The following is a 13,064-nucleotide window of genomic DNA, read 5'->3' on the forward strand; positions in this document are numbered from 1 at the left end:
TGCTACCCGCCGTTTCTCGTAGTGACAGTGGCGGGGGTGGTGCGATCGTCGAGCATGCGGCGCATCTCTTCGCTGGCGCGGCGCTCGTCCATGTTCTGGAAAACCATGGTGTCGGCGAGCTTTCCGTCGCCCGAGCCGTACGAGTTCGCTTCGGCGCGCTGCGCCATCATCGCCTCGTACGCGGAGTTCACCTGACCCGATGCGAGACCGCCGAGGCCGAGTGGTGATGCGAGATCACCGGCGATGGAACCGAGAGCCTCGTAGCCCCACTTCTCGGCTTGGGTGCCGAAGTTCTGGTCCGCCGCCCAGCGGTTGCCGGCGTCGATGCGTTCGGCCCACGACCCGGTCCCAATGCTGTACGGGTCGTAGTCGCCTCCGAGGTCGCCGCCGGTGTTCGGCAGGGAATAGCCGGTCGTCGCAGACCGCACCGCTGCCGGGTCGTACGCGGCCGTCGACGGACCGGACAGGTCCACACCGCCGCCACCGGAATACATGCCCGAGTACGTCGGAGCGGATCCACCGTCCCCACCGCCCGGTGTGCTCATGCCGGGGAGCTGGTCGCCACCGACGAAGAACTCCGGAGGGAAATGCGCATGATCGGTGAACGCGGGATCGTTCGCACCGGCAGCTCCGCCACCGACCTGGCCGTCGCCGCGATCTCCACCCATCTCGACGTTCGTGCCATCAGGGAGGGTGCCGGCGGTATGCCCGCCGTACGGTCCACCGTTGTACCAACCGAACGACAGCGACCCTGCCGGGCCGACACCGGGGACGGCACCCATCGCAGCCAACGACTCGGCCATGTTCCCGGTAGCGAACCTCGACCCGAACGGATCCTTACCGGTGGCATAGTTCGCCAGAGCAGACATCGCTCCGGAGCAGTCACCCCAGTTGACGCCACCCCACACGTATTCGTCGCCTTCGAGGCCGGCCATCCGCGGGAACTGGTTGACCTGCTCCGCAGATACCAGCCCACCGGTGGCGTAGCCGGGGATACCGCCGACCATCCCTTGCAGGAACTCCGGCGACGGCACCCACCCGTTGTTGATCGCCTCGAGCAACGGCAGTGTCCGACCGGATACCGACTGCGCCTTCGTGATGTATGCGAGGTGTTCCTTGTTGGAGATGCGGATGACGTTCGCGTCGTCGGTCGGGCCACCACGCCCCGAGAACACGCCACCGAGCGCATAGCCGGGAGCGCTCGTCGACATCGTCCGAACCGGGGTCGCCGACCCCTGCACCGCATTCGATGCCGGAGCGCTCGTCGCCCACTGCACCATCGACGACCCGATGTCGGAGAACCCGATCGTCTTACCGCGCCCCGGGATACCGGGCAGGTCCGGGATCTTCACCTCGGGGATCCGCATAAGGAACTTGCCGATCTCACCGACCGCGAACTTGATCGTCGACACGATCGTGTCCCACACCGACTTGATCTTGTCGCCCATGCCGGAGAAGAACCCACTGATGGATTCCGTTGCCCCGGAGATGAAGTCCCGTGCGCCCTGAATGTTGTTCATGACATCGGTCAGTCGGTCGGCCCATACCTGCGCGAACGAGCGGATGCCTTCGACCACCAACGGCAGGACGTACGTCGCGAGGAACTCGATCGCCGACGTGATCGGCGGCAGCACGGTCTGCACCAGCACCATGAACAGGTCGATCAGGACCGGCAGCAGGTCCACGCTGATCTGCACGAGCTGTGGAATGAACGGTGCGAGCGCCAGGATGATCCGAGAGAACGAGTCGATCAGCGTCGGCAGCAGTGGGGTGATCTGCACCAACGCATCCGCGATGGCGGTGCCCAGCTGCATCGCCACTTCAGCGAGGATCGGAGCGAGCTGCTCAAGGACCGGCCCCATGCCGTCGAGGAACTGCTCAATGACCGGCCCGAGTGCGTCGAAGATCGTCGTCAGTGCCGGCGCGAGTGCCTGCACCAACATGGAGATGACCTCGGCGACGACCGGCAGAATCGGCGCCAGCGCAGTAACGAGCGACGCGAATGCTTCACCGAGCGGGCCGATCGCCGGAGCGAGGGCATCGAACGCCTCGATCAGTGCGCCGCCGAGGGTCTGCAGGATCTCCGACAACGGCGGGATCAGGGGGATCAGCGCGTTGCCGAGGGACGAGAACAGGTCGGCGAGGACAGGCATGATCGGCGTCAACCCGACAGCGAATGCGTTGATGAAGTCCGTCAGAGCAGGCATCAGCGACTGCAGGGACACTGAGAACGCGGCACCGAGCACACCGAGTGCGGGTGCCACGTTCTTGATCAGGTCGCCGATCGACTGGAACAACGGTCCGAGTGTCGGGCCGACATAGTTACCGATCTCGATGAGCCCGTCGAGCATCGAGTTCAGTCCGCCGCCGAGTCCGGACAGGATGTCGCCAAACGTGGAGATCAGCGCGGTCAGGGAGCCGTTCTCGAATGCATCGGTGAACGCCTGTCCGATACCTCCGAGGAGATCACCGAGACCCTTGCCGACGTTCGCCATCGCCGGTTCCGCGGCTTTCGCCATGTCCAGGAACCCGGTCGTCGCCTGCGCCAGACCGGGCTGGATCGCGGTGATCAGCGTCGACGTGCCCGCGAACGCCGCCCGCAGTCCGTCTTGCGCCTCGGCCGACTCCCAAAATGCAGCGAAGTCCTTCGCGGCACCGTTCATCGCGCCCGCGACGTCGGTCATCCCCGCCTTCAGCGTCGGCAGGGACGTCTTGGCCAGGTCGGTGAACACGGTGTCGAGGTCCGCAAACATCGCGTCCTGCACACCCATCCGCAGGTCTTTCCACGCCGGCCCGAGGTCGCGCATCGCGAGGACAAACGACCTCGCGTTCGGCGACAACTTCGCGAGCGCCTCAGCGACCTTGTCGATACCGCCAGCAGCCGGGGACTGCGCGTCGGCCAGTTCCTTGACGGCGTCGATGAGGTCGCGTTCGGATTCCTTGACGGCGTCGTTCGCATCGACGACCCGCTGTTTCGCGTCGACGACCTGATCGGAGCCCTCGACACCCTTGACGTTCGCGTCGTACGTCTCCTGCGCGAGGTCCTTGTTCCGGGCCTGCACCTCGAGCAGACGCTGCTCGGCCTCCTCGACCCGCAGGACAGCGCGGGCACGTTCGTCGGGGTTGTCGAACTTTCCGGTCGCGAGATCGCGGCGTGCTTCTCTGATGGAGAGCAGCGCATCCTTCTCGGACAGTGACGCGCCACGCAGGGCGATGTTCAGATCCTCGATCTGGTTCACCTGGTCCTTGCGGGCGCGCGTGAGGTCTTCCTCTGCGTCCTGCGAGTCCTTCTTTGCGCGGGCGACGGCCTTCTCGGCCTGCTCGACACCACGGGTCGCGGACTCGATCGCTTTCGCTTGGGCTTTCGCGTCGGTGCCCGCACTGGCTGACTGGTCCGAGAACGCACTGAATGCGTCGGCGATACCACTGAGACCGACGACCGCTGTTGATGCGCCAGCGAGGGCAGCAGGCCCGAGCGCGGCCAGCCCACCGGCCAACGCACCGACAGCACCGAGAGCTGTACCGGCCGCGCCACCGATCGCGCCGACCAACGATGCGACACCGGCGACTTTCAGGCCGGTCATCGCGCCGAGCCCACGGCCACCGCCACTGCGACCGCCGCCGAGGCCTCCCCCGCCACCGCTGCTGTTGATGTTGACCCGCGTCGTCCGGTCACGCGTCAATGCATCGAGGCGTGCACGGAACGCCGCCTCACCCTCCAGGTCCAGGCCGACAGGGACACGAATGTTCGCCGTCGCCAACTGCATCCGCAGCTCGGACGCGAACCGACGGACCTCGGCCGTAGACACCGTCAGGCCGACCTTGATCCGGCCCTCGGGAAGGCTCGCCAGACGTGCCCGCAGCACGTCCTCGTCGAGCACCGGGATCACGTGAAGCATCGGTCGGCGACCGGTCTTGAAGCGTTCGTTCAGCTCCGCAACGAACTTCCGAACCTCGGTCGCGTTGATCCGCAGACCGACATCGACCTTCAGGTTCTTGATCTCGCGGAGGTCCTGCCGCAGCCGAGTGGTGTCGACGTTCGGCGTGAACTTGATCTTGTTCAACTCACGCTGAGCAGCCTTCGACGCTTTGATCGCCGCGGCGGTGACCTTCGCCTTCAGCTCTTCGTCGAGGTTGTTCCAGTCGAGCTCAGCGGAGACATGCGCCGACGCGAAGGGCTGAGTCACGCCGCGCCTCCTCGGAACACCTATTCAGGTGCCCGGCCCGAGGCCAGCGGCGTCAATCTTCGCTATCTATCGATCAGGGTATCGGTACAACACCGGTCACAGGCGTCATGTGCCCTGTGCCGCTGCCGCCAATGCTGCGACCGCATCCCAGTCGGCCTGCTGCCGCTCAGCATCCTTGGCCCGTTTCATCGACCTGGTCTGCACCGCCGCCGGCGCGGCCTGTAGCTCGCTGACCAATGCAGCCCGTGCGTTCTTGTCCTCCGCGACGCGGGCCATCAGGAGGTGGAACACCACGTTCGTCGCCCGGTCCGGAGGCAGCTCCATGATGTCGACACCCCGCCCGGTGAGTTCGCCGTCGATGTCCGGCCACGCCTCGATGGCCCTGCGCCACAACACCGCTGCCTGCCAACGAGGGCGCGCAAAGTATGCCTCGGCGATGCCGTCGGCGATCAGCTCGAGTAGCTCGTCGGTGATTCCGCCGTCGATGTCGACGATCATCTTCGCGATCACATCGGACACCGCGGGGTCTTCGGTTGTCCCGAGGATCATCGGGATCGGAGAGTCAGCGAGCAGCATCCCGACGACGACCCGGAGTGGCTGCTGCGCCAGCGCGACCTCGATACCGTCGAGGGACCAGCCGTCGACAGGTCGACGCCACGCAGCAGCCGGCACCGATCAGTTCTTCGAGGACTTCTTGGCAGCCGCTCGACGATCGGCGCGGTTCTTCTGGTTCTTCGGCAACAGATCCTCTGCGTGCCAATGCTTCGCGAGGCCCTCGATGACATCCATGAGGATGTTCTCGTCGAAGTCGGGGCGCTCGATGTAGCGCCACAGCCAGTCCTTCGAGATCGGCGTCAGCACGGTGGAGAAGAACCCGAGGATGCCGTTGATCTGATCGAACTCCGTCGCGTTACGCGACAGGGAACCCATCAGCACCAGCATCGAACCTCGCGTCGGCTCGTACGCCTCGAGCGCGTGGGAGCCGATGGAGAACGTGATCGTCTTCCGGTCCGCGAGATCGCCTTCGACGTCGTCGGTACCGAACTGCAGATCGTCGGGAATTACCAACGGCTCGACGTCGTCGACATCACGATCGAGGACATCAGCTGCACTGACATCCGGCTCGACAGCGAGCTCGGTTTCCTTCTTGGCGCGGGCGCGTGGAGGCATGAGGATCCTTCTCAGTCGTTGGCGTGGGGTGTATCTCGAACGAGGGCATCACCGAACACGTCCTTGAGTGCACTACTCAGGAACGGGGACGGCGGCGAACCCTTCACGCTCTTCGCGAACACGAAGGGCCGCTTGTTCTTCGGGAGGTTCCGGACACCCTGCGGGAGCGGGCCCATCATCTTCCCTTTCCGGAACCGCAGTGCTTTCGCGGTGACCGGGACGATCGGCTTACCGTGCGGGCCGTAGATGCCGGTACCGCGGTGAACCCACATCGCGTGCTCCAGTGGCGATCCGACGCGGACATGGACGCTGTCGCTACGCACGGTGACGAGATGTGTGATCGATGCTTTCAGTCGTCCCTCGTCGGTCGGGCAGTGTGCGCGAGCGAGGTTGACGACTTCCTGGCCTACGCGGTCACCCCACCGCACACCGGCGATGCGCATGCCGGCGTCGATGTTCTCGCGGTGGATTTCGGCGTGGCCGGCCATGACTATTCGGTGTCTTCCTTCGGCTTGCGAGCGCGGCTGGTCTTGCGGGGTTCCGTTGCGGTTGGCGGCGTGTCGTCATCCTCGGCTGTTTCCGAGTTTGCGTCGTCGCCGACGGTGACGTCCCACTTGGACTCGTCAGGAGCGGCATCGGCTTCGGTGTACGAACCGACCAGGCTGTTCGGCTGCTCGTCGGCGCTGCCGTGCTTCTCACCGAAATGGAAGTCGTCGGCTGTCATCGGTTCGCCGTCCTCGATGGTGACCTTCTCGTCCTCGTCGACGATCTCGATCCGGCCGTCGGCCAGCATCTGGTCAACGCGGGCACTGCGTTCGACAGTGAACACCGCCCCGGGCTCGAACTCGACGGTGGACTGCATGCCTCGAACAGTTATTTCGCTCATGCGATCAGGATACGGTGCGGACAGTCACCCTTGTCACATATGACGCGGGTCGCCTTCCAGTGGCTCCACCATGTCGTCGATCGCCGGGGGAACCATCTCGCAGTCGCAATGCACATCAGCGCGGACCGTGACGTCCATCGCGCCGCCGTGGACACCGCCACCCGCACGAGGAATCCACGTGCCGAGGACGACTTTCTCGTCGGGCCACGCGCACAGTGCGGCCTTCCGCATCGCCGCAGCGTCATCCATAGCGTCGCGCGCCATCGAGTCCAGCTCGGGCGCGTCAGGCACCGCGTTCTGCTCATCGTTGTAGGCGCAGCGGTCGACGACCATCTCGAGAGTCACCGCGTACTCGTGCGGATCATCCGACGACAGCAACCGGGCCGGCGTCGGGAACGACGACACCGCACCGATCATCTTCACCCGCACCGCTGCCATCGACGAGCAGTCCTCGAAGTGCGGCTGGATCTGAGTGCCGGGATGGACGGCAGCCCATGACGGCTCACCGGCCCTCGTCGATGCCAGCTCGTACACCAGCCGGTCGAGCAGGCGGGCCGCGAGGACGTACACACCGGCGTCCATCAGCGCAGCCTCGACGGGGCGCGTGAGTCCGGCGAGTACACCCGAGACCGAGCACGTGCACGCGTCGGGTTCACCGCCGCGATCCACACATCCACCGACGGGATGCCCGTCAATCCTTGGTCGAACAGCATGTACGGGTCGAGGAGCTGGACGTCGACACCCGACCTCGACACCGACTGCGCACGCGCTGGGATCCGGCAGCCCTTACCGTCACCGTGCGCACGCAGGAAGTCGCAGGCGAGGTCTCCGGCCGCGATCAGTCCGGCCTTCGGCACCGGGATGCCACGCAGGTATTCGACGGTGAACGCGCCCTCGCCGTCATCGGGGGCGGTCATGTCCTGCTCCTGCGGCCACACCGCACCGTCGACACGTAGCAGCCACCGACGGTTCCGCACCCGATATGCCGCCGGGTCCAGCACGATCCCGTCGATCATCACGCTCGTGATCGACTCCACCGGGCCGGGCAGCATCAGCTGGTTCGGGCCGATGCAATCACAGCCCGACGAGCAGCCACACGCGCCACCCATGCCGGAGCCGTTGACCAGTCCTGGCCACCAGTACGGGCCCGAATGGCCGGACCCGTGATAGGCGGTCGAATGCTCACGCCGCCCGAAGCAGGGCCGCACCGTCGCCGGCATCAGCCCGAACATCTTCCCCGTCAGCGACCACAGCATGTGGACAGCCATCTCGAGGGCATTCTCGCGTTGGGCATCGGTCGTCGAACCGGCCTGCCAATCAGAGCAGGCCGGTTCGACATCCCAGCCGAGGGGACCTGCCACTATGCGGGCAGTGCGATCGGCGACGGCGTCGGTGCGGGCGGCGGCACCAGAGTCGTCTGCATGTGCAGGTGCTGCTTCGGTCCGATCGGCGTGAGCAGAGGACCTGCCACCGCCGCGGCCTGACCGACCGGAGCCTGCAGGACCACCGGGTAGGGGCCGACACCCCACGGCGACAGCGGGTTCGTACGCGACCCCGAGATGGTGAATGTCGCGGCCTCGTTCGCGATGGAGAAGTCGTCGAGACGGCCACCGGTCAGCCACGGCAGCAGGAAGTAGCCGTACGGCTTCGCCCCTGCACACGCGACTCCGGGATTGTCGGACCAGCCTTCGAGCGCGAAGCTTGTCTGCACGGTCTCACCGATCCGCACACCGACCGCGTTACCGAGGCCGTCGAGGACGATGGGGTGACCCATGATCGCCGAGAAGATGTCGGGGTTGACGCGGTTGAACACGATCGTCGCGTTGACGTACTTCAGTTCGTCCTTCGGCTTGTCGATCCAGTCGATCGTGCCGTCGGCGTTCTTCTGCACCGTCTCGGTGCCCTCCTCGTACTGAGGGGACAGAGCGATCGACGCGAAGCCCTTCGTGGAGATGGTGGACGCGGGGCCGACGATCGGCGCACCGCACAGATCTTCCCTCGTGACGCGGAGAACGTCACCGCGAATGGAACCCCAGCTGGTGGTGGGCATTGGAAACCTCCCGGACGGGCGAATACGCCCGGCCCGAGGCCAGCAGCTCTTACGGTGAAGGATAGTCGCTACCCCTGGCATCAGCCGAGAGGTTGACCGACGACGCTGCTACGGTCGCCGGATGACCGCGCACGAACGCCTCACCCGCACCTCACGGGGGTGGGTGGAATCGGCACCGAAATCGTGCCCAAACGGACACGACCTCGGCCCCGGACATGTCCTCGTCGGCAGTCAGGTCTGCTCTTGCGAGATCCACCACCATCGAACCCATGCGTGCAGGCGCTGCGATGGCGTGATCTACACACCGCCCATGACCGCCGCGTGCACCGACTCCAGCTTCGACGGCCGCGCCCGATAGATCAACGCGCGACAGAGAATCCCGCAGCAGTCAGGCACCGGCCGATGAAACGGGCCATCTCTTTCGAGTCGTTACCGCCTGCCCCGAGATACGTGCTGCCGTCCAGATGCAAGAGGCAGGCCTCCATGTAGTGCTCGATAGCGTCCTGGATCAGACCACGCGAGTCGATACCCGTGCCGTACCGGGCACCCAACTCACGCTCTGACGCTCCCAGGGCCTCGTGCCATTCACTCATGCCCTACCCCTCCTCGGGTGCTTTGCCGATGATGACGTCGTCCGAACCCTCGTAGCGGTACGCGCGGCGTCCGTCCGGGAGCAGTACCCATCCGGCCTGTCCCTCGTCGGTGGGCGGAGTGAAGACGTTCGCGTCGGTCATGCCGTCGAGTATCCCAGGGCGCACTTCTCGCGTTATGCGCCCGTTCGGATCGCGGCCAGACCGGGCGGTGCGGCATGATGGCTCGCATGGAAGAGCGCGGACGGTTTCAGGAATGGCTAGAGAAGTACGACCTGAAGTTCCTGCTCATCGTCGCGGTGGTTGGGTTCCTGTTTGCGGCAGGGGTTGTTGTGTTTGCGTCGTGGTCGGGACTGGCCCAGTAGCGTCGTCGCTCGACGAGGACCGTTCGATGATGCGACGGCCCAGCGCAATCGCGGGGTTCTCCACCAGCCGCGCCAGCACCTCGGCGGTAGCCAAGGACAGGACGAAGACTCCCGCGAACCGAGCCAGTTGCAGCAGTACGCCGCCCGTCCCCGGCGCGATGGCCCTGTCGACCAGTTCCAGGCACAGTGGGTGAAATAGGTAGATGGCGTACGCCCGGGTTCCGTAGTGGGCAACCGCACGGTTCGCGAGCAATCGTTGAATCCATGTTCTCGACAGCAGCACTCCCGGCAAGACCAGGACGGCGACCAGGCCGAACAGGGTGTGCGCGTACCGGTTTGTCTCCACCAGCGGTAGCGACTCGTCGACGAAAAGCACAATGATCAGGCAGCCGAACAGTGCGTAGACGGCCGCTGGCCGCGCCAGGGCGTACACGTAGCGGAACGTCGACTCTGCGTTCGCTGCGATTGCGAGAGCGCAGCCCCCGATGATCGGGAAGTAGATGCCGAAGTAGCCGACGTTGGGAACAAAGCTCGCGACCGCAGCGACGGGTGCCAGGATCGCGACCGCCCGACCGCGAAAGCGACGCACCAGAGGGATACCGAACGCGAGAGCTGGCCACACGAGGTAGAACTTCTCCTCGATCCCGAGGGACCAGCTGTGACTGAACGTCCCGGAACCGGCGAATTCCCCATTGAACGTAGCCAGTAGGGGTAGTCGTTCGAGGTAGTTGCCGGCTCCCGTGCCCTGACCCAGGCCGATCACGAGTAGCGAGAACGTGATCAGCGCGAGGGCGTACAGGGGAACGATTCGGAAGAAGCGACGAATGTAGAACTTCGACAGCGAGATTCGACCGCCCCGGTGCTCCTCGCGCAGCAGCAGTGTGGTGATCAGGAAGCCGCTGATTGCGAAGAACAGTGTCACGCCGAGTGCTCCGTTGAAGGACTCCCACATTGGATCATGTGTGTGCACGGTCAGCACCAGGATGATGCTCAGCGCTCGCAATCCATCAAGAGCTGGCCAGTAACGCGCACCCATGAATGCCTGGTACGACGCGCCGGATTCAGTGTTTGGCCGAGGGCTCGCTGTCACGCCGGTGACGGTACACGCGCCCGACCCTGTCCGCCTCTGGGAGAAATCCGGCTCGGCTCAGGCGGTCGGCGGTTCAGCCCGCTTGGGTGGCGGTGCTGCCCAACCGCCCGTCGCGTGCCAATCTTCCAGATCCTCGGCACTGATGTCGCCGTAGTCCACGGGGCCAAGAGTGCGTTTGAGCCACTCGCGCAATCTTGCGACCAGATTCATCGCGCAAACGCTACACCGAGGCCCCGCGCCACGTGCCATTCCGTCAGGCGTTCGCGAGCGCCACGTCCGCCCCTGCCGGGAAGTACCCGACCAGGTACCGCACGGTGCGGACCTTGCTCGATCCGGCCGGGATGACCTTCGCGCCACCGCGCGTGGAGATCCACGAGAAGTACACCTTGGTCAGCGTGCCGGTGCGATCCTGGATGGCCGCGAGACCGGGTGAGGCGTACTGCCAGTTGTCCATCGCGCCGTAGACGTCGGGCAGCCACGCGAGCGCGGCGACCTTGCCGACACTCGACCACATCCAGGCGGCCGCAGACTTCGAGTTGCCGTAGCGAGCGTCAACCGAACCTGGCAGCGAAAGGATACCGGGGAAGTTCGACAGCGCCGCACGGTCGAACTTGTTCACCGTCGACAGCGACCCGTTAGCTGGGAGCATCGTGTACGCCAGGTCGCAGTCCAGCGCGATCGGGTAGTCGGTCTTGATCGACACCTGCAACCCGTAGCGGTCGAGGATGTAGGTCACGGTCACCGTGAACACCGGCGTCGTCGGAGTATCCGGGTGGTAGACGGTGCTGGTGCGCACGACCTTGAGAAATCCGCCGGCCGCAGGGACGAGCAGATCACCGGCGGCCATCACCGACGCCACCGATGCGTCTCCCGCCGTCACGACGAGCGAAGTCTGACGCTCGTACCCGTGAACACTTCCGACCAGGGTGAGCGTTCCGACGCCCTGCGGTCGGACCTCGTCGGCGAACTCGTACGCCGAGGTCGTGCCGGTCTCGTCGTGCACCGATTCGAGCAGAAACAGCGCCGCGCCCGCGTCGGTGACTAGCGTGGATGCGGTGCCCGAGGCGAACCCGCTGATATTCGTGCGGCCTGCAGTTCGGCTCACCGTGTCCCCGGATGTGTGGGCGGCAGTCGTAGCCGCCGACAGGTTCGCGGTGAACGGAGCCGACGACCCAGTAACCGAACTGACTGTGACGGTTTCGGATCCGATCAGGTACTGCCCAGCAGTCACCAACGCTGAGAGCGGGATGCTGGTAACGCCAGACGCCACTGTGCTGGTCAGTGTGGCAGCGACCGGACCGTAACCCGTGGACGTCATAACGACAGGGTGCGCGGCAGGGGTGAGGTTCGCTCCCAGAGTCATGGGCACGTCGTAATTCAAGGACGACGCGTACTGATCGAGCACCCGGTCCGTCGGGTTCAGAGTGCCGCCGTTAGCGACCAGGATGCTCGGCGCATACCGACCCGCATCCACGAGCTGCTGTGCTGTCGGCAGCATGTTCGCCAACGTCGCGTCCCCACTGACGGCGATCTTCGACAGACCACCGGATGTGGTCTTGATCGATCGCCAGCCGATCGACGTCGATCCTGCCGGTGCCGTCCATGTCACGGTCGCGCCCGCCGCGGTGCTGTACCGGTAGAACCCGCCGTACGCGAGCAGCTGTGCTGTGCCTCCCGACCACGTGCCAGCGAAGGCAAACGACGAGTCGGCGTATGCGACGGACAGGAGGGCCAAGCACACCCGGCACTGACCGAGCTGGTTCGCGCCGTAGCTGTAGGCCGGGGGCAGGTTGGTGCGATACGGCAGCGCCCACTCGACGTAGCGCCCACCACCGATGCCGTGGACGAAAAAGTAGTCGAGATCGGTCGTCGCAATCGGGGCCGCACTGGAGTGCGCGGCCGTCGACGGAGCTGCGAGCGTCGCGGTGAACGGATTCGACGATCCGGTCACCGCAGTGATGGTCACCGTCTCGGTGTCGACGAGGTACTTGCCGGGGGTGAGCTGCGCGGCGAGCGAGAGCGTCGTTGCCCCGATCGCAGATGCCGCCGCCAGGGTCGTGGCGGTACGACTAGCCGTCGGCTTCGCAGCGCGCAGCGCGACCCCGGACGGGCGGCCGAGGAAGATCGACTGCAACCGGGCCACGCCCGCCGCTGCTTCGGCGTTGACGACGGCTCGTTCGGCTGCCTCGACGACACCGACCTTGGATGCGACAGCAGTCACGGCGGACGCTGCTGCGGACGACGCAGCCGACGCAGCCGTAGCCGCGTTGGCTGCCGTGGTGGCCACGGAAACGGGAGCATAACGAGAATCGAGTGCCGTTTTGGTGGCACCGGTCGCGGCGACGATGGCGGCGACCGCTTCGTTCGATACCGGGCCTCCCCCACCACCACCGAACAAGGCGTCGAGAGCAAGCCGAGTGGCGGCTGTGGGCGATCCGATGAGGTCCGCGACTGCGGCGTCGGAGAACGACCGGAAGACCGGCGTCGGAGTGATGGGGCCCGAGTACACCGCTGCATAGCCGGTTGCGACGTACTGGGTGTAGAACGGCGACCAGATGACGTTCGCGACCTCACCCTTCGCGAGGATGGTCGTGGTGATCCGGCCTATGAGCGCGACAGTGTCGCCATTGGCCGGCGGTGTGGGAGATGACATTGGCGTACGCCCTCGTTCCGGGTCTTACGCCCGGCCCGAGGCCAGCAGCTCTACGTGCACAGAATAGCCGTAA

The 13,064-nt window shown here is 65.5% G+C and carries 13 protein-coding genes; all 13 read right to left on the minus strand.

Annotated elements, in window-relative coordinates; translation table 11 throughout:
- Positions 1–2 precede the first annotated feature (2 nt).
- The 13 genes from CH302_RS19290 to CH302_RS19340 all read right to left on the minus strand — a co-directional run bounded on the left by CH302_RS19290 (position 3) and on the right by CH302_RS19340 (position 12,991).
- The gene (locus CH302_RS19290; RefSeq protein WP_037193267.1) at positions 3–4,187 is read right to left on the minus strand and encodes a phage tail protein; all 4,185 of its coding nucleotides are present in this window, start codon (positions 4,185–4,187) and stop codon (positions 3–5) included.
- 105 nt (positions 4,188–4,292) lie between these two features.
- A complete protein-coding gene (locus CH302_RS19295; RefSeq protein WP_037193268.1) occupies positions 4,293–4,859 on the minus strand; it encodes a hypothetical protein in 567 nt (188 codons plus the stop codon).
- A gap of 3 nt (positions 4,860–4,862) precedes the next feature.
- Positions 4,863–5,357 carry a hypothetical protein gene (locus CH302_RS19300; protein ID WP_037193269.1) on the minus strand — a complete coding sequence of 165 codons (495 nt, stop codon included), beginning with the start codon at positions 5,355–5,357 and terminating at the stop codon, positions 4,863–4,865.
- A gap of 11 nt (positions 5,358–5,368) precedes the next feature.
- A complete protein-coding gene (locus CH302_RS19305; RefSeq protein WP_037193270.1) occupies positions 5,369–5,845 on the minus strand; it encodes an HK97 gp10 family phage protein in 477 nt (158 codons plus the stop codon).
- Positions 5,846–5,847: 2 nt separating this feature from the next.
- Positions 5,848–6,243 carry a hypothetical protein gene (locus CH302_RS19310; RefSeq protein ID WP_141216685.1) on the minus strand — a complete coding sequence of 132 codons (396 nt, stop codon included), beginning with the start codon at positions 6,241–6,243 and terminating at the stop codon, positions 5,848–5,850.
- A 33-nt stretch (positions 6,244–6,276) separates the two neighbouring features.
- Positions 6,277–6,825: a hypothetical protein gene (locus tag CH302_RS19315; RefSeq protein WP_155292942.1), complete on the minus strand. Its 549-nt coding sequence runs from the start codon at positions 6,823–6,825 to the stop codon at positions 6,277–6,279.
- Entirely contained in the window at positions 6,825–7,604 is a 780-nt protein-coding gene (locus CH302_RS19320; protein WP_052047878.1) for a hypothetical protein, read from the minus strand. Before CH302_RS19320 ends, CH302_RS19315 begins: the two co-directional genes overlap by 1 nt.
- Complete coding sequence (locus tag CH302_RS19325) at positions 7,604–8,293, minus strand: hypothetical protein (protein WP_037193273.1); 690 nt, start codon at positions 8,291–8,293, stop codon at positions 7,604–7,606. The genes CH302_RS19320 and CH302_RS19325 overlap by 1 nt, the downstream gene beginning before the upstream one ends.
- Positions 8,294–8,652: 359 nt before the next feature.
- Positions 8,653–8,886, minus strand: a complete 234-nt coding sequence (locus CH302_RS19330; protein ID WP_037193274.1) for a hypothetical protein — start codon at positions 8,884–8,886, stop codon at positions 8,653–8,655.
- Positions 8,887–8,889: 3 nt separating this feature from the next.
- The gene (locus CH302_RS30200; RefSeq protein WP_176460736.1) at positions 8,890–9,027 is read right to left on the minus strand and encodes a hypothetical protein; all 138 of its coding nucleotides are present in this window, start codon (positions 9,025–9,027) and stop codon (positions 8,890–8,892) included.
- Between the two features lie 144 nt (positions 9,028–9,171).
- A complete protein-coding gene (locus CH302_RS19335; RefSeq protein WP_037193275.1) occupies positions 9,172–10,284 on the minus strand; it encodes an acyltransferase family protein in 1,113 nt (370 codons plus the stop codon).
- A 111-nt stretch (positions 10,285–10,395) separates the two neighbouring features.
- On the minus strand, positions 10,396–10,548 hold the full coding sequence (locus CH302_RS30205) for a hypothetical protein (RefSeq protein WP_155292943.1): 153 nt from the start codon (positions 10,546–10,548) through the stop codon (positions 10,396–10,398).
- 43 nt (positions 10,549–10,591) lie between these two features.
- The gene (locus tag CH302_RS19340; protein ID WP_037193281.1) at positions 10,592–12,991 is read right to left on the minus strand and encodes a hypothetical protein; all 2,400 of its coding nucleotides are present in this window, start codon (positions 12,989–12,991) and stop codon (positions 10,592–10,594) included.
- Positions 12,992–13,064: the final 73 nt, after the last annotated feature.

This window comes from Rhodococcus sp. 15-2388-1-1a (assembly GCF_002259145.1).
Taxonomy (GTDB): domain Bacteria; phylum Actinomycetota; class Actinomycetes; order Mycobacteriales; family Mycobacteriaceae; genus Rhodococcoides.